Below are 16,982 nucleotides of genomic sequence, written 5' to 3'. Positions count from 1 at the left end.
TTTTTGAAAAAAAGGTGGTGAGAACCTTTGGCATCATTACGTGATATAAAAAATAGAATTACCTCTACAAAGAAAACTAGCCAAATTACGAAAGCAATGCAAATGGTATCAGCTTCTAAGCTTAACCGTGCTGAAACCAACGCGAAAGCTTTCGTTCCATATATGGAAAAGATTCAAGAGGTAGTAGCTAGTATCGCACTTGGAAGCACAGGTGTTAGTCACCCAATGTTAACTAAACGTCCAGTTAAAAAGACAGGATATTTGGTTATTACATCAGATCGTGGTTTAGCAGGTGCGTATAACAGTAATATCCTTCGTTCCGTTTACCAAACGATTCAAAAGCGCCATAAAAGCAAAGATGAGTATGCTGTCATAGCAATCGGACGTATTGGACGTGATTTCTTTAAGAAACGTGGGATCCCAGTAATCCTAGATATCGCTGGATTAGCGGATCAACCAGCATTCTCTGATATTAAGGACATTGCTAATAAAGCTGTAGGCATGTTTTCTGATGAAACGTTTGATGAACTTTACTTGTATTACAACCACTTTGTAAGTGCGATTCAACATGAAGTAACGGAGAAAAAGCTTTTACCGTTAACAGACATTAATTCTGAGAAAAAGCTTACTTCTTATGAGTTCGAGCCTTCTCAAGAAGAAATTCTTGAAGTATTGCTCCCTCAGTATGCTGAAAGTCTCATCTACGGTGCACTTTTAGATGGAAAAGCTAGTGAGCATGCTGCACGTATGTCAGCGATGAAGAGTGCAACAGATAATGCGAAAGAGCTTATCAACTCACTTACTCTTTCTTACAACCGTGCCCGTCAGGCTGCAATTACGCAAGAAATTACTGAAATTGTCGGTGGAGCTGCGGCATTAGAATAGACGAATATAAATCTTTTTTCAATAGCAAGTTAGGAGGGAAAACGATGACAAAAGGACGCGTAACCCAAATCATGGGTCCTGTTGTAGACGTAACGTTTGACAGCGGGCATCTTCCTGAAATTTACAACGCCCTTAGAATTGAACATAAAGCGCGCAACGAAAACGAAGTTGATATTACGTTAACTCTTGAAGTTGCATTACATCTTGGTGATGATACAGTTCGTACTGTAGCGATGTCATCTACAGATGGTCTAGTTCGTAATATTAAAGTTACAGATACTGGTGCTCCTATTTCAGTTCCAGTTGGTGATGTAACTTTAGGTCGTGTATTCAACGTATTAGGTGAGAAAATTGACTTAGATGAGGCACTTCCTGCAGGTATTCGCCGTGATTCAATTCACAGAGAAGCACCAACATTTGAGCAACTTTCGACAGAGGTAGAAATTCTTGAAACTGGTATCAAAGTAGTAGACCTTCTTGCACCCTATATCAAAGGTGGGAAAATCGGTCTATTCGGTGGTGCGGGTGTAGGCAAAACGGTTCTTATCCAAGAACTTATCAATAACATCGCTCAAGAGCACGGTGGTATCTCAGTATTCGCCGGTGTTGGAGAACGTACTCGTGAAGGTAATGACCTTTATTATGAAATGAAGGATTCAGGAGTAATCAATAAAACAGCAATGGTATTCGGTCAAATGAATGAGCCGCCTGGAGCACGTATGCGTGTTGCCCTAACTGGTCTTACAATGGCTGAATTCTTCCGTGATGAGCAAGGACAAGACGTGTTATTCTTTATCGATAACATTTTCCGTTTTACTCAAGCAGGTTCGGAAGTATCAGCCCTACTTGGTCGTATGCCATCAGCGGTAGGTTACCAACCAACTCTTGCAACTGAGATGGGTCGTCTGCAAGAGCGTATCACATCAACTAACGTTGGTTCTGTTACATCGATCCAAGCAATCTATGTTCCAGCCGATGACTATACGGATCCGGCTCCTGCAACAACGTTTGCTCACTTAGATGCAACAACAAACCTTGAGCGTAAGCTTTCAGAGATGGGTATCTACCCTGCGGTTGATCCATTAGCGTCAACTTCTCGTGCGCTATCTCCTGAAATCGTTGGCGATGAGCATTATAATGTTGCTCGTCAAGTACAACAAACACTTCAACGTTACAGAGAATTACAAGATATTATCGCTATCCTAGGTATGGATGAGCTTTCTGATGAAGATAAATTAACGGTATCACGTGCGCGTCGTATCCAGTTCTTCTTATCTCAAAACTTCCACGTGGCAGAGCAGTTCACTGGACAAAAAGGATCATATGTACCTGTTAAAGAAACGGTTAAAGGTTTCAAAGAGATTCTTGAAGGTAAATATGATACTCTTCCAGAGGATGCTTTCCGTCTAGTTGGAAGAATTGAAGAAGTAATTGCTAAAGCAGAACAAATGGCTTAATAAACGGACTTAGGAGGTTTTAAAATGAAGACAGTAAAAGTCAATGTCGTTACTCCTGATGGCCCAGTTTATGAAGCTGACGTGGAAATGATAAGTGCCAAAGCTCAAAGTGGTGAGCTTGGTATTTTACCAGGCCACATTCCTATGGTTGCTCCACTACAAATTGGAGTAGTCAGATTTAAAAGCGGAAGCAACACTGAACTTGTGGCTGTTAGTGGTGGCTTTCTAGAAGTTCGCCCTGAGCAAGTAACAATCTTAGCACAAACAGCTGAAACAGCGGAAGACATAGATGTTGCCCGTGCAAAAGCAGCGAAGTTACGTGCTGAAGAACGCTTGCAAGCGAAACAAGACAATGTTGATTTTAAACGAGCTGAGCTCGCTTTAAAACGTGCCATCAACCGCTTGAATGTAACTGAAAATAGATACTAATAAGGAAAGCCTTAAGGGGGGAAACTCTCTTGAGGCTTTTTGTTGTTTTTTGAGGGTGGGGTGTGTAGTCTATTTTTTTCGATAGTATGATTTTGCACATAAATCGGTGATTTCTGCACATAAGCGATTTGCTTCCGCACATAAATTATATTTTCTCGCACATAAATGTAGGATTTAAGCACATATTGTATTGTGAAACATCTATGGGGTAACATACTTTCTCATTGGAAATGCCTTTAGAATAGTAAATACCTCATTTAGGCGAGTAAAAGGCATATTTAGACTGGTAAATATCACATGTAGGCGAGTAAAGGTTTAAACAGACGAGTAAATTACGTATCTAGACGAGTAATGTATTTAATTGGTAATTAATTGGTGAATTCTCAATTGAAATAACTGCGTTTCTAAGCTTCCTATTAGTTTTATTGATCTAATCATTAACAATTCATTAGATAAACTGGTTATAATTAATACATATTAAGATAATTGGGGGTGAAATTAGATGAATAATATCTCACCATTAGTATTTGACCTTTCGATTGGAAGACAGAAGCCAGAAAGCATCATTAACAAATCAACGGCATGCCCATTTTGTGATAGAGAAAACTTAGAAAATATTATTGAAGAAGATGGTCCGCTTATTTTACTAATGAACAAGTATCCAACCTTAAAGGAAACCTATCAAACGGTACTCATTGAAACGGATCAGTGTGACCAGGAGTTTTCTACATATCCTAAAGAGCATTTACACAAATTAATTCAGTTTGCGATTAAGCACTGGATGCAGATGACTGATAGTGGTGAATTTAAATCCGTCCTTCTTTTTAAAAACCATGGGCCATTATCAGGGGGAACGATCCATCATTCGCATATGCAGATTGTTGGATTAGAGAATGTTGACTATAAACTTTCAGTTATAAATGAACACTTCGAAGGAGTATTGATTCAACAATCTAAGTCCGTAGCTTTTAATGTATCGACACAGCCAAGAATGGGCTTTTTTGAGTTTAATATAACTCTGGAGGATATGGACGATGTGAATATTCTTGCCGATTATATCCAAACAGCTGCCCATTTTGTCATGAATCATTTTAATGTGAGATGTAAAAGTTATAATATATTTTTCTATAATCCAGGTGATAAAATTCAGGTCAAAGTGATTCCTCGTTTTGCTACATCACCCTTGTTTGTCGGTTATTCAATACCCCAAGTTGCAGGTAATATAAATGAAGTTGCTAAAAGGATAAATGATCTATATTTTAATAGTTAAAACTAAAAAAGAACTCAGGAGCGAGTTCTTTTCTATTATATATTAGCGTCCCGATTGAAACTTGTAATTGTGAACGATCATACCTTTAGCTCTTATCATACCGAGTTTTTCATAATATGGCTGGAGTACTTCATCACACATTAAGTCTACCATGTACATATCATGGAGTTCCTCTAGCATCTTGTTAACTAGTTGTCTACCAATTCCTTATTCTTATAGTCTGGTAGAACCTCAAGCAGAGGGATGTACGCTGTTAAGACACCATCACTAATTGCGTTGATGAAACCAACTACTTTACCATTTTCAACAGCAACTACAACCTTATAACTATTTTTTTAATAACTCTAAATGCTTAATTGCAGATGGTGGATTTAGCCAACCATCAAATAAACCAGCTAACATGTCTGGTGTAATACCTTTAAGAGAAGTTGTATAAATCATATATTTGAGACCCCTTTCATAATTTACAGTCAGACTTCATCTTTAGTATCAATAAAATAGTAATCCCATACATTTCCTCCAAATGACTAGTATAAAAATGTATTCGACATAAATGATTAAACCCTTCTTTAGATTTTCTATCGTTTAGATAAGCTATTACTATAATCATGAATTTTACTGGAGTGAATATCAGCTATGGAGTTTAAATCAATAGACCATTGGGATGAAAGGCTTTGGAATCGAGTAAAGACTGTATATACTGAAGCGTTTGGAGATAAAGGGGCAAAGAGTGAAAAAATCATTAAAAATATGTTTGCTCAAGAATTATGTGTCCTACATGTACTTTTTGACGATTCTAAGGTTGCTGCCATGGCAATTACAGGAGCAGTGAAAGAATCTCGTTCACTTGTAATTGATTATTTAGCTGTTGATGAAGAGTATCGTAACCACGGTGCTGGTCAAAAGCTCGTTGAGTATCATATAGAATGGTCTTTAAAAGAAAAGCTTTATGATAGGATTATTATTGAAGTTGAATATGACGAATGTAAAATGTACGATGGTCTAGTACTATTTTGGGGAAAAAGTGGGTTTACTTTGACTGATTATATCCATCATTATAGATGGGTTGCTGAAAAATATAGGGCCATGTATTTGGTGTTGAACGATAACAAGGATCAATCGATTGAGGGAGAAGAAATATTCAAGGAGATTGTCACTTTTCACAGACTATCCTTTCGTGGGAAATAATAGATGGTATTTTAGGAAATAATTTTTGAGTGCAATGTTTAAGGAAGAATCTACGAGAATACTAGTTTAGATGATTAATAACGACAAAGTGTGACAATTATCATTGCAACTTTTGCTGTTTTTTATTAAATTTTACAGTGTGTAATTAATGGTAAAGTTCAATCATTGGGTAAGAAATGGTAGTGTTGTGGGGTGTTTTGTAGAAGATTGTATAGGATGCTTACTAATTTAGTTCAAACTTATGGCTATTATCTTGTTGTAATCTTTTGGTGAAACCTTCGGTTCTTTTACTTGTTCACACATTTCAGAATTCGGTTTTACACTGCCCTTAATAGTTTTCCTTAGGTAAACAATGGTAATAAGTGTCGATATAGAGGGTTTGCGTTTCTGTATATGGGCGGAATTTCCCTCTCTTTAGGAAACTTGCGTTTCCTAAGTTTTCAGCTTCGCTGAAAACAAGCCAAGAAATAAAAGCGCCCTCGTAAATGCAAACATTTCTTGTGCTTTTATTTAGGGTTTTGGGTACGCTAGATTGCTTGCGCAATCTAGGTAGGGGTGGGGGTAATAAGTGTCGATATAGAGGGTTTGCATTTTTGTACATGGGCGGAATTTCCCTCTCTTTAGGAAACTGTCGTTTCCTCATTTTCAGCTTCGCTGAAAACAAGCCAAGAAATAAAAGCGCCCTCGTAAATGCAAACATTTCTTGTGCTTTTATTTAGGGTATTGGTACGCTAGATTGCTTGCGCAATCTAGCTAGGGGTGGGGGTAATAAGTGTCGATATAGAGGGTTTGCATTTTTGTACATGGGCGGAATTTCCCTCTCCTTAGGAAACTTGCGTTTCCTCATTTTCAGCTTCGCTGAAAACAAGCCAAGAAATAAAAGCGCCCCTGAAAATGCGAGCATTTTCTTTTGCGCTTTTATTTCTTGGCTTGGAGAGGGAAATTCCTGATGTATAGAAATGGGATGTGTCGACACTTATATTGGTAGGTGGTATAATGTTATCGGTTACAATTTTCAAGTTATGGTGGTTTAAAATTTTTATGATGTTGGAGGGGGCTGCATGGATTTACTTAATCAGTATTTGAACAATTACTTGATTGTGGTTGTCTTCTTGTGTTTAGGTATCCTTTTACCGGTTGTTGCGTTGACTGCAGGTCGTTTTTTGAGGCCGCATGCGCCAAGTGAAGCGAAACAGACAACGTATGAGAGTGGGATTGAGCCATTCCATGATTCAAGGGTACAGTTTAATGTACGTTATTATATTTTTGCACTTATGTTTGTTATTTTTGATGTGGAGACAGTCTTTTTATATCCGTGGGCTGTTGCTTATGAGAAACTAGGTATTGTGGCACTTATTGAGATGTTAATCTTTGTATTGATGTTGCTTCTAGGATTAGTTTATGCATGGAAGAAGAAGGTGTTAAAATGGATTTAAAATTGGATAATATCACTCCTGAAGAGATGGAAGAGCTACAGCGTAATGTTTTCATGACAACACTTGAGCAAGTGAAGGGATGGGCTCGAAGTAATTCAATGTGGCCGTTAACGTTTGGTCTTGCTTGCTGTGCAATTGAGATGATGGGTGTAGGTTCTTCTCATTATGACTTGGATCGTTTCGGTTCGTTTTTCCGTACATCACCACGTCAGTCAGATTGCATGATCGTTTCTGGGACAGTGACTAAGAAGATGGCACCTGTTTTAAAGCGTCTTTATGATCAAATGCCAGAACCGAAATGGGTTATTGCGATGGGATCCTGTGCTACAGCAGGCGGTCCGTATGTAAAATCATATGCGGTTGTAAAAGGGGTAGACCAAATTGTACCTGTAGATGTTTATATTCCAGGTTGTCCGCCAAACCCAGCTGCACTTATATATGGAATAAATAAATTAAGAGAAAAGATTCGCTACGAAGCTAAGACTGGGAAGAAGGTGATTTAGTCGTGAGCGAAGGGAAAGATTTAGACCAGCAAAAGCGTGAAGCAGCTGAGCGTGCAAAGGAACTAGCTCGAAAAAAGTTAGAGGAACGTAATGCCGCAGTAGCTGCACAAGACAGTAATAAAGCTGACGCGAGCACTGGTCCGAGTGAAGACGATAAAGAATTAGCGAAAAAGAAAGCAGCAGCAGCGGCGAAAGCAAAAGCGGCAGCATTAGCAAAACAAAAAGCGTCAGAAGGTGCTCGAGAATCAGCTGGAGATGCGGATGATGATGTAGCGAAGGCTAAAGCGAAAGCAGCAGCAGCGGCAAAAGCAAAAGCGGCAGCACTAGCGAAGCAAAAAGCGTCAGAAGGTGCTGGAGAATCAGCTGGAGATGCGGATGATGACTTAGCTAAGGCGAAAGCCAAAGCGGTTGCAGCAGCAAAAGCGAAGGCGGCGGCACTAGCGAAGCAAAAAGCAGCAGAAGCTGCAGGAGCAACTGACGGCGGATCTGATGATGATCTAGCGAAGGCAAAAGCAAAAGCAGTTGCAGTAGCAAAGGCGAAAGCAGCAGCGGCGGCAAAGGCTAAGGCGGCAGCTGGTGGAGATGGATCAGCTGATGATCTGGCAAAAGAAAAAGCAAAGGCTATTGCAGTAGCGAAGGCCAAAGCGGCGGCAGCAGCAAAAGCGAAAGCAGCAGGTGCTGGAAATGACCAAGCTGACACTCATGATGAAGAGAAGAAACCGTCACCAAATCAGCCATATTTAGATAAATATGTGAAGGTAATTTCTGAGCATATTGGTGCTGACGTTTTGGAAGATTCATATATTAATCCATTATCTAAAGATGTTCCTACATTGATTGCAAAAGCCGATACATATTTCAAGGTTGCTCAATTTTTAAAATTTAACGAGCAATTAAGCTTTGATTATGTTTCTGAGTTACATGGCTCAGACTTTGAAACTCATATGGAAATCTATGTTCATCTATTCTCATTTAAAAATAGACAATCTGTAGCGTTAAAGGTCAAGATTGACCGTGACCAACCTGTGATAGAATCATTGCAACCGCTTTGGGAAGGTGCAAACTGGCCTGAGCGAGAAGCGTTTGATCTATTAGGAATTAAGTTTACTGGACATCCAGATTTAACTCGAATCATGTTACCGGAAGACTGGGTAGGATACCCACTAAGAAAAGACTATGAACCTTACGATGTGGAGGTGTAGCATATGATTCGTACAGAAGAAATGCTCCTTAACGTCGGACCGCAACATCCAAGTACACATGGAGTGTTCCGATTAGTCGTCAAAATTGATGGCGAAACAATTACAGAAGCTACACCAGTTATAGGTTACCTTCACCGCGGAACTGAAAAACTAGCAGAAGATCTGCAATATACACAGATCATTCCTTATACAGACCGGATGGACTATCTTTCAGCTATGACAAACAACTATGTACTTGTTCATGGTGTTGAAACCATGATGGGTCTTGAAATTCCAGATCGCGCCGAGTATTTACGTGTCCTTGCGATGGAATTAGGTAGGGTTGCTAGTCACCTAGTTTGGTGGGGAACGTACCTCTTGGATATAGGAGCGGTAAGCCCATTCCTTTATGCATTTAGAGAGCGTGAAATGATTATTAACCTATTAAATGAACTTTCAGGGGCTCGTTTAACCTTCAACTACATGCGTGTAGGCGGAGTGAAATGGGATGCTCCAGAAGGCTGGATTGAAAAGGTAGAAGAGTTTGTTCCTTATATGAGAGAACAGTTAAAAGGCTACCACGAGCTTGTAACAGGAAATGAAATCTTCATGAACCGTGTTAAAGGAATCGGTAGATATACGAAGGAAGATGCAATTGCGTATTCTTTAAGTGGAGCAAACCTCCGTTGTACAGGTGTGAAATGGGATCTACGAAAAGATGAGCCATACTCCATTTATGACCGATTTGATTTTGATGTGCCAGTTCGTGACGGTGGCGATGCCTGGGCGCGTTATGAAGTCCGCATGGCTGAAATTGTTGAATCATTGAAGATTATTGAGCAAGCAGTAGAGCAGTTCCCTAAAGAAGGCGAAATCATGGCAAAGGTTCCAAAAATCATTAAGGTGCCAAAAGGTGAAGGCTTTGTCCGCATTGAATCGCCTCGTGGTGAAATTGGATGCTACATAGCTAGTGACGGGAAAAAAGAACCGTACCGTTTAAAATTCCGTCGTCCGTCATTCTACAATCTTCAAATTCTCCCAAAACTTCTTAAAGGTGAGAATATGGCAAACTTAATTACTATCTTAGGTGCAATTGATATTGTACTTGGGGAGGTTGATGGTTAATGATCGAAGGTCTACTTAATTCACCTCCGAGTTGGCTCAATTTCGGAATTTTCTTTGGTCTTGGAACAGCTCTTTTAATGGTTGTCCTTGGTTTTGTAACATACGGAATACTTGCTGAACGTAAAGTAATGGGTTTCATGCAAGGTCGTATTGGTCCAAACCAGGTTGGCGGCCGGTGGGGTCTTTTACAAACTGTTGCTGATGTATTGAAGCTATTATTAAAAGAAGATACGATTCCAAAGCTTGCGGATAAACCGCTATTCATCATTGCGCCCGTAATCGCATTTACACCTGCATTTATGGTACTAGCGACAATTCCATTTACGGATAAGTTCCAATTTGCTGACATTGGTGTCGGGTTATTGTACTACATTGCCATTTCTGGAATCACGACGGTTGGAATAGTGACGGGTGGTTGGGCATCAAATAATAAGTACGCCTTACTTGGTGGTATGCGTGCAGCTGCCCAAATGATTTCATATGAAATTCCATTAGTAATGTCAGTAATCGGTGTTATTTTAATGACAGGAAGCTTAAACCTAGTTGAAATCGTTGAAGCTCAAGCAAATGTTTGGTATATTTTCCTACAGCCAATTGGCTTTTTGATCTTTTTAATCGCATCTGTTGCGGAGCTAAATCGAACGCCATTTGACTTACCTGAAGCAGAGTCAGAGCTAGTTGCAGGATTCCATGTAGAGTATTCGGGATTTAGATGGGCATTTTTCATGCTCGCTGAATATGTATATTTCTTTGCTATGGCATCATTAACAACTGTATTATTCCTAGGTGGATGGCAGCCAATCATGTTCCTTGATTTCATTCCAGGTGCAATATGGTTTGCGTTGAAATTTAGTTTAGTTGTGTTTATATTAATTTGGTTCCGAGTTACATTCCCACGTATGCGTGCTGATCAATTGATGGAATTCGGTTGGAAGGTGCTATTACCAGTGGCTATTGCAAACATTTTTGTGACGGCATTAATTAAGGAATTGTTTTTTAGATAAATGATAGTTTTTAAATGTAGTGTTCGGGCAGCTATTTTTCCCGGACTGGTTGAACATCATTAATACCTGACGCAAAGGGGTGACAGAACATGATTGGTTTAGTCAAAGGTTTGAAATATACCCTGAATAACTTAACAAAGAAAAAAGTGACGTATGATTATCCAAATGAACCGTTGCCTTTACCGGATCGATTCAGAGGGATTCAAAAGTTTTATCCAGAAAAATGCATTGTATGTAATCAGTGTGCGAATATTTGTCCAACAGACTGTATTCAGTTAACAGGAAAAAAACACCCTGACCCAAACAAAAAAGGGAAAATCATTGATACGTATGATATTAACTTTGAGATCTGTATCCTTTGTGACCTTTGTACAGAGGTTTGTCCAACAGAAGCGATTATTATGACAAATAATTTTGAACTTGCGGAATATAGCCGGGATGAGTTATTTAAAAATCTCGAGTGGTTGGATGAAAATGATACAAACTTGCGAAAGGAGAATAAAGCGTGAGTTTGAATGGTGAATTTCTCATATTTTTAATTCTTGCCTTAGTGGCCATCGGTGGCGGTATCTTGATGATTAACTTATCAAAGGTCGTCCATATGGTTGTTGCATTAGTGTTTACATTCATTAGTATTGCTGGTCTGTATGTCATGCTTTCGGCTGAATTTGTCGCAGCAGTTCAGATCCTGATTTATTCAGGTGCGATCACAATTATTATGCTATTTGGTATCATGCTTACACGACACAATGATACAAGTGAGCGGGAGACAAGTGTATCTCGTAAAATTTTCGTGTTACTTGGAGTAGTAGGGTTTGCTGGTGCTGTATATTATGGCATCTACGACTTAGATTTTGGTCAGCAAGCAACTAATTTACACGAAAATAATACAGAGCAAATTGGTATTGCTCTCTATTCAAAATTTATTATTCCGTTTGAGTTGATGTCTGTCTTTTTATTAGTTGCCCTTATCGGAGCGATCATTCTAGCGAAAAAAGATGATGAAGAGGAGGCGAAGGAGGAATGAGTTCAGTTCCATTATCAGCCTACCTTGTCCTTGCACTCATTTTATTTTGCATCGGCTTATATGGCGCACTAACAAAGAGAAATACAGTGATCGTGTTAATCTCGATCGAATTAATGCTAAACGCGGTTAACATCAATTTGGTCGCATTTAGTAAGTATGGGGTAAACCCAAATATTACGGGGCAAATTTTTGCATTGTTTACGATTACAGTTGCGGCGGCAGAAGCGGCAGTTGGACTTGCAATCTTACTTGCGTTATACCGCAACCGTAAAACAGTAAATATCGACGAAATGAATTCTATGAAAAATTAATAACTTGAAAATGGTATTAAGATGTAGAGATGGACTAATGAGGAAATTCAGTTAGTAGCAAGCTGTAAAATACTGAGGTAAGAAACAAACCTCTGACTTCCCACCTCTGACCTCTCACATCTAAAATGAAGGGGATTGTGATACGATGATGGAAAATGCATGGATCATACCGCTTTTCCCGCTTATCTCTTTTTTGTTCCTTCTTGTTTTCGGAAAACAAATGAAAGAATCTAGTGCCTATATTGGGATGCTATTAACCTTTACATCATTTGTTTATTCGTTGTTGGTGTTATTTGAACGATTTTCTGCACCAACATATAAAGCTGAGGGCACTTGGCTAACAATTGGGGATGTACAATTAACAGCGGGTTTTGAAGTGAATCAATTAAATGCACTTATGTTAGTGATAGTATCGCTTGTCAGTTTTCTAGTACATATGTATTCAAAAGGATATATGCATGGTGATGAGCGCTTTCCAGTTTTTTATGCGTACTTAGGTTTATTTACGTTTGCAATGTTAGGCTTGGTTCTTTCACCTAACCTTTTACAAACGTACATCTTTTGGGAGCTTGTAGGTGTTGGATCTTTCTTATTGATTGGTTTTTACTTTTATAAGGAAGAAGCAAGGGCTGCAGCAAAAAAAGCGTTTATTATGACACGTATTGGGGATGTTGGCTTACTTATCGGAATGATTTTGTTATTCTGGCAGGTGGGCAGCTTCGAATATGACGAAATTTTTCTGGCTGTAGAAGCTGAATCGATATCAGCGGGTATGATTACATTAACAGCAATCTTAATTTTCGTTGGTGCAGTTGGTAAATCAGGTCAGTTCCCATTACATACATGGTTACCGGATGCGATGGAAGGTCCGACACCAGTATCTGCATTAATTCATGCCGCGACAATGGTTGCTGCGGGGGTATACTTAGTTGCTGCAACCTACCCGTTATTTGCTGCTAGTGAAACTGCATTATTGACAGTGGCGACTGTAGGGGCACTTACTGCAATATTTGCAGCATCAATTGGTCTGGTGCAAAAGGATATCAAACGCGTACTTGCATATTCAACAGTCAGTCAGTTAGGTTATATGATGCTAGCGTTAGGTTCAGCAGGATATGTAGCAGGTGTGTTTCACTTAATGACACACGCATTCTTTAAAGCATTGCTATTCCTAGCGGCAGGTAGTGTTATCCATGCAGTGCACACGCAAAATATAGAGGAAATGGGCGGGCTTTGGAAAAAGCTTCGCATCACTGGTCCATTGTTCTTAATTGGCACATTAGCCATTAGTGGAGTGCCACTTTTCTCGGGATTCTTTAGTAAAGATGAAATTTTAGTTGCTACATGGGAACGTGGAAATTATGGTCTATTCTGGCTAGCTGTTATTGCAGCATTTTTCACTGCCTTTTATATGTTCCGTTTGTTTTTCATGGTTTTCACTGGAGAAGCAAGAGTGGAGCACAAAATTGTTCATGAATCTCCGCGACTAATGACAATTCCAATGATTGTTTTAGGTGTTCTCGCAGTTGGAGTGGGATATGTGAATACACCTTGGTTTGGTTCGTTTTTAGGGGATTGGTTAACGGAGGATTCACCTGCTTTAGGAAAAGGTCATATTGAAGGACCAGCCTGGATCATGGTTGTTGCCACTGTAGTATCCTTACTTGGTATTTTGGTAGCATATTTAATGTATGGTAAAAAATCAATTCGAAGAGATTGGTTATCTTCAAGAGCACCAATCGCTTACAATGTTTTGTATAACAAATATTATGTAGATGAATTTTATCAGTTAACTATTATAAAGGCAGTTAGAGTGTTTAGTTTGTTCTTAAAATACATCGATCGTTACTTAGTTGGTGGAATTGTAAGTGGTGTAACTGCTGCAATACAAGGAATTGGTAAGATCGGATCTAAGTTCCAAGATGGGCAGGTCCAAACCTATGCCTCGGTAGCATTTGTCGGTCTAGCAGTGGTTATTGTTATACTAGCGTTAACAGGGGGGTACTTCGGATGAACGAATCATATCTTTTATCACTATTAGTATTCTCCCCATTACTAGGCATTATTTTACTAGCGCTTGTACCAAAAGCACAGGAACAAACGATTAAATTAGTAGGTTTTCTTGCTACACTACCTGCGCTTATTCTTTCATTTATTATTTTCAGTTCATACAAGGCTGGGGAAGACCTAGCTCAGTTTGCTGAAAAATATAAATGGTTTGCTTTTATAAAGGATGGTCCTTTTTCAGTTGAGTTTGAACTAGGCATTAGTGGATTATCGCTTGTACTAATTATTTTAACAACAGTACTATCAACACTTGCAGCAATCGCCTCCATTCATATTAAAAAAGAATGGAAAGGCTATTTCATGTTGTTCTTACTTTTAGAAGTCGGAATGCTAGGAGTATTTGCGGCAGAAAATTTAATCTTATTCTTTATCTTCTTTGAAGTAACATTAATCCCGATGTTTTTTCTAATTGGAAAATGGGGTTACTTTGAGCGTGAAAAAGCAGCCTTTAGCTTCTTAATTTACAATGGTATAGGTTCAGCGATTTTACTATTAGTCATTATGATCCTATTTGCAAAAACAGGAACATCTAATATTGCTGCATTAACAGCTATATTAGCATCACCTGAAGGCACAGTTCCGACGTTTGGACCCATTTCAACTGAATTACGCTATGGCTTACTTATTGCTTTAATAGTCGCATTCGGTGTGAAATTACCGATATTCCCATTACACAGCTGGATGCTGCGTGTTCACGTTCAGGCACCACCTGCAATTGTAATGCTACACTCAGGTGTTCTACTTAAAATCGGTGCGTTTGGTTTAATTCGTTTTGGTATGGGACTATTTCCAGAGGAATTTAAATCAATGGCAGTATTGCTTGCAGTATTGGGTGTAGTTAACCTGTTATATGGTGCATTTTTAGCTTTCGTTCAGGATGACTTGAAAATGGTGTTAGCATACTCAAGTATTTCTCACATGGGAATTGTCTTAATTGGGATTGGTTCATTAAATGTAGCAGGTGTCCAAGGAGCGGTGTTTCAAGTTGTATCACATGGTTTAATTTCGGCATTATTGTTCTTCTTAATTGGAGTTATGTACGAACGTGTAGGTACATCATCTATAAACAAACTTGGTGGCCTAGCGAGTGTTATGCCATTAACGGCGGGCTTCCTGCTTGTTGGCGCAATGGCATCATTAGGATTACCAGGTATGTCGGGCTTCATCGCAGAATTCATGGCGTTTTTAGGGCTATTTAAAGAAATGCCTGTACTTGCTGCTGTCGGAGCAATTGGTATTATTATGACTGCTGTGTATTTACTACGAGCTGTATTGAATGTGACATATGGGAAGTCTTACAACACATATGAAAATGCGTTTGATATTCGTCCAATCGAGATGGTTCCTGTTTTCGTATTACTAGGATTTATCGTGTTAATTGGGGTTTATCCAAATGTCCTTACAGAGCCTCTACAGTTCGTTCTTGAAACTATAATGTTAGGGTTAGGAGGGTAAGCGGATGGATCTCGAGACATTATTAAGTTATGAATGGAGCATCATGGCACCAGAGTTTATCATCCTAGGTGTTGCTACCCTTCTTTCAATTCTTGATTTATTTATGGGTCGTGATAAAGACCGCAAACCATTAGCATGGATTGGTATCGCAGGTATCGTCCTAGCAATTGGAGTCCTTTTTGGTTTACTTGACAAAGAAGCGACATCCATCTTGGCAGATACATTTAGATTAGATGGATTTGGCAAAGCGTTTAAATTCATCATGCTTGTTGGAGCAGGTATGGTACTGCTTTTAGCAATGAGTTATGAGCCTAAAGAAGGCATGAAAGAATATCGTGGGGAATTCTACTACTTATTCTTAGCAGCATTACTAGGTGCAATGATTATGACGTCAAGTGGGGACTTAATTACACTTTTCGTTGGACTTGAACTATTATCCATTTCATCTTATATTTTAGCTGGCCTTCGTAAGAAAAATATTCAATCGAACGAATCAGCAATGAAATATGTAATCAATGGTAGTATAGCGACTGCGATTACCTTGTTCGGGATGAGTTATGTTTATGGTTTAACTGGAACAACAAACCTTACAGAAATCTTCTTGTTGTTTACAAACCTACAAGAGACAAAAATGCTGTACATCGTTGCACTTGCATTTTTCTTGATATTCATTGGATTATCATTCAAATTGGCAACTGCCCCGTTCCATATGTGGGCACCAGATGTTTACCAAGGAGCACCAACTCCTGTAACGGCGTTCCTAAGTATTGTTTCGAAAGCGGCTGGATTTGTAATTATTCTCCGCATTATGGTTACAGTCTTCGGTCAAGTGCCATCTGGTAACGAAGAGTCACCCTATATGATTTTCCATCTCCAAGATTTCGTCGCATTTTTAGCTGGTGCAACGATGATCATTGGGAATACAATTGCATTAAAACAACGTAATATCAAGCGAATGCTTGCCTATTCAAGTATCGCACAAGCGGGTTATATCCTAGTTGCCTTTGCAACACTTTCATACTTTATGATTGAAGCAATTTGGTTCTATCTTGTTGCTTATCTGTTTATGAACCTTGGGGTATTCGCTATTCTTCAAGTTGTGACAGATAAGTCAGGTTCGGCAGACATTCAGCAATTCGCTGGATTGTATAAGCGTTCACCACTTACGGCCGTAGCAATGGGAATATTTATTTTATCACTAGCGGGGATACCTGGAACAGCTGGCTTTATTGGTAAAGTTAATATTTTCTTAGGTGCATTTGTAACAGAACCAACACACTATGTATTAGCATCGATTATGATTGCAACAACAGTAATATCTTATTTCTATTACTTCGGAATCTTGACCCAAATGTTCTTTAGACCTGCTATCGATGATAGTAAAGTTAAGCTTCCGGGTGGAGTATTAATTGTAGCAATTCTGTGTGTGATCGGGACAATTGCTTTTGGGATCTTTCCAGGTATCGCACTAGATTTTTTAAGTCAATTTAATAACTTTTCTGATTTTATTGGTTAATTTTTAAGGGGTATATGTTAACGTATGAAGGAAGGGGCTTAGGGACCCCTTCTTTTTTGTATTTAATCACAATCTTTGAGTATTTTGTCCAAAGTATAGTAGAATTTGGAGTGGATTATAAATAAAAT

General features: G+C 38.9%; 16 protein-coding genes and 1 pseudogene. 16 read left to right on the top strand and 1 reads right to left on the bottom strand.

Annotated elements, in window-relative coordinates:
* The first annotated feature begins 27 nt into the window (after positions 1-27).
* From PY093_RS07760 to PY093_RS07745, 4 genes are all read left to right on the top strand, one after another.
* Positions 28-885, top strand: a complete 858-nt coding sequence (locus PY093_RS07760; RefSeq protein WP_275645313.1) for a F0F1 ATP synthase subunit gamma — start codon at positions 28-30, stop codon at positions 883-885.
* Between the two features lie 44 nt (positions 886-929).
* Positions 930-2,342 (top strand): F0F1 ATP synthase subunit beta, encoded by a 1,413-nt coding sequence (gene atpD / locus PY093_RS07755; RefSeq protein ID WP_275645312.1) that lies wholly within the window; start codon positions 930-932, stop codon positions 2,340-2,342.
* Between the two features lie 24 nt (positions 2,343-2,366).
* Complete coding sequence (locus PY093_RS07750) at positions 2,367-2,771, top strand: F0F1 ATP synthase subunit epsilon (protein WP_275645311.1); 405 nt, start codon at positions 2,367-2,369, stop codon at positions 2,769-2,771.
* A 502-nt stretch (positions 2,772-3,273) separates the two neighbouring features.
* Entirely contained in the window at positions 3,274-4,041 is a 768-nt protein-coding gene (locus PY093_RS07745) for a DUF4931 domain-containing protein (RefSeq protein ID WP_275645310.1), read from the top strand.
* A 42-nt stretch (positions 4,042-4,083) separates the two neighbouring features.
* On the opposite strand, the pseudogene PY093_RS07740 reads toward PY093_RS07745, so the two are convergent.
* A pseudogene (locus PY093_RS07740) lies at positions 4,084-4,482 on the bottom strand (GNAT family N-acetyltransferase).
* Between the two features lie 195 nt (positions 4,483-4,677).
* On the opposite strand from PY093_RS07740, the gene PY093_RS07735 reads away from it, so the two are divergent.
* From PY093_RS07735 to nuoN, 12 genes are all read left to right on the top strand, one after another.
* Positions 4,678-5,229: a GNAT family N-acetyltransferase gene (locus tag PY093_RS07735; protein ID WP_275645309.1), complete on the top strand. Its 552-nt coding sequence runs from the start codon at positions 4,678-4,680 to the stop codon at positions 5,227-5,229.
* 1,061 nt (positions 5,230-6,290) lie between these two features.
* On the top strand, positions 6,291-6,665 hold the full coding sequence (locus PY093_RS07730; protein ID WP_275645308.1) for an NADH-quinone oxidoreductase subunit A: 375 nt from the start codon (positions 6,291-6,293) through the stop codon (positions 6,663-6,665).
* Positions 6,656-7,168 carry a NuoB/complex I 20 kDa subunit family protein gene (locus PY093_RS07725; protein WP_275645307.1) on the top strand — a complete coding sequence of 171 codons (513 nt, stop codon included), beginning with the start codon at positions 6,656-6,658 and terminating at the stop codon, positions 7,166-7,168. Before PY093_RS07730 ends, PY093_RS07725 begins: the two co-directional genes overlap by 10 nt.
* Before the next feature lie 2 nt (positions 7,169-7,170).
* Positions 7,171-8,370, top strand: a complete 1,200-nt coding sequence (locus PY093_RS07720) for an NADH-quinone oxidoreductase subunit C (RefSeq protein ID WP_275645306.1) — start codon at positions 7,171-7,173, stop codon at positions 8,368-8,370.
* A gap of 3 nt (positions 8,371-8,373) precedes the next feature.
* Positions 8,374-9,474 carry an NADH-quinone oxidoreductase subunit D gene (locus PY093_RS07715; protein ID WP_275645305.1) on the top strand — a complete coding sequence of 367 codons (1,101 nt, stop codon included), beginning with the start codon at positions 8,374-8,376 and terminating at the stop codon, positions 9,472-9,474.
* On the top strand, positions 9,474-10,478 hold the full coding sequence (nuoH, locus tag PY093_RS07710; RefSeq protein WP_275645304.1) for an NADH-quinone oxidoreductase subunit NuoH: 1,005 nt from the start codon (positions 9,474-9,476) through the stop codon (positions 10,476-10,478). The genes PY093_RS07715 and nuoH overlap by 1 nt, the downstream gene beginning before the upstream one ends.
* An 89-nt stretch (positions 10,479-10,567) precedes the next feature.
* The gene (gene nuoI / locus PY093_RS07705) at positions 10,568-10,987 is read left to right on the top strand and encodes an NADH-quinone oxidoreductase subunit NuoI (protein ID WP_275645303.1); all 420 of its coding nucleotides are present in this window, start codon (positions 10,568-10,570) and stop codon (positions 10,985-10,987) included.
* A gap of 2 nt (positions 10,988-10,989) precedes the next feature.
* A complete protein-coding gene (locus PY093_RS07700; protein ID WP_275645408.1) occupies positions 10,990-11,505 on the top strand; it encodes an NADH-quinone oxidoreductase subunit J in 516 nt (171 codons plus the stop codon).
* Positions 11,502-11,816, top strand: a complete 315-nt coding sequence (gene nuoK / locus PY093_RS07695; RefSeq protein ID WP_275645302.1) for an NADH-quinone oxidoreductase subunit NuoK — start codon at positions 11,502-11,504, stop codon at positions 11,814-11,816. Before PY093_RS07700 ends, nuoK begins: the two co-directional genes overlap by 4 nt.
* A 145-nt stretch (positions 11,817-11,961) precedes the next feature.
* Complete coding sequence (gene nuoL, locus PY093_RS07690; protein WP_275645301.1) at positions 11,962-13,830, top strand: NADH-quinone oxidoreductase subunit L; 1,869 nt, start codon at positions 11,962-11,964, stop codon at positions 13,828-13,830.
* A complete protein-coding gene (locus PY093_RS07685; protein WP_275645300.1) occupies positions 13,827-15,338 on the top strand; it encodes an NADH-quinone oxidoreductase subunit M in 1,512 nt (503 codons plus the stop codon). Before nuoL ends, PY093_RS07685 begins: the two co-directional genes overlap by 4 nt.
* Before the next feature lie 4 nt (positions 15,339-15,342).
* Positions 15,343-16,854: an NADH-quinone oxidoreductase subunit NuoN gene (gene nuoN, locus PY093_RS07680; RefSeq protein ID WP_275645299.1), complete on the top strand. Its 1,512-nt coding sequence runs from the start codon at positions 15,343-15,345 to the stop codon at positions 16,852-16,854.
* Positions 16,855-16,982 lie beyond the last annotated feature (128 nt).

This window comes from Cytobacillus sp. S13-E01 (assembly GCF_029193815.1).
In the GTDB taxonomy this organism is placed as follows: Bacteria; Bacillota; Bacilli; order Bacillales; family Bacillaceae_L; genus Bacillus_BV.
This window is presented reverse-complemented; position numbering and strand designations above follow the sequence as displayed.

What these genes read in the sequence shown, in the direction of transcription:
- atpD (WP_275645312.1), top strand. Translation starts at nt 930, where the DNA reads ATGACAAAAGGACGCGTAACCCAAATCATGGGTCCTGTTGTAGACGTA.
- PY093_RS07750 (WP_275645311.1), top strand. Translation starts at nt 2,367, where the DNA reads ATGAAGACAGTAAAAGTCAATGTCGTTACTCCTGATGGCCCAGTTTAT.
- PY093_RS07745 (WP_275645310.1), top strand. Translation starts at nt 3,274, where the DNA reads ATGAATAATATCTCACCATTAGTATTTGACCTTTCGATTGGAAGACAG.
- PY093_RS07735 (WP_275645309.1), top strand. Translation starts at nt 4,678, where the DNA reads ATGGAGTTTAAATCAATAGACCATTGGGATGAAAGGCTTTGGAATCGA.
- PY093_RS07730 (WP_275645308.1), top strand. Translation starts at nt 6,291, where the DNA reads ATGGATTTACTTAATCAGTATTTGAACAATTACTTGATTGTGGTTGTC.
- PY093_RS07725 (WP_275645307.1), top strand. Translation starts at nt 6,656, where the DNA reads ATGGATTTAAAATTGGATAATATCACTCCTGAAGAGATGGAAGAGCTA.
- PY093_RS07715 (WP_275645305.1), top strand. Translation starts at nt 8,374, where the DNA reads ATGATTCGTACAGAAGAAATGCTCCTTAACGTCGGACCGCAACATCCA.
- nuoH (WP_275645304.1), top strand. Translation starts at nt 9,474, where the DNA reads ATGATCGAAGGTCTACTTAATTCACCTCCGAGTTGGCTCAATTTCGGA.
- nuoI (WP_275645303.1), top strand. Translation starts at nt 10,568, where the DNA reads ATGATTGGTTTAGTCAAAGGTTTGAAATATACCCTGAATAACTTAACA.
- nuoK (WP_275645302.1), top strand. Translation starts at nt 11,502, where the DNA reads ATGAGTTCAGTTCCATTATCAGCCTACCTTGTCCTTGCACTCATTTTA.
- nuoL (WP_275645301.1), top strand. Translation starts at nt 11,962, where the DNA reads ATGATGGAAAATGCATGGATCATACCGCTTTTCCCGCTTATCTCTTTT.
- PY093_RS07685 (WP_275645300.1), top strand. Translation starts at nt 13,827, where the DNA reads ATGAACGAATCATATCTTTTATCACTATTAGTATTCTCCCCATTACTA.
- nuoN (WP_275645299.1), top strand. Translation starts at nt 15,343, where the DNA reads ATGGATCTCGAGACATTATTAAGTTATGAATGGAGCATCATGGCACCA.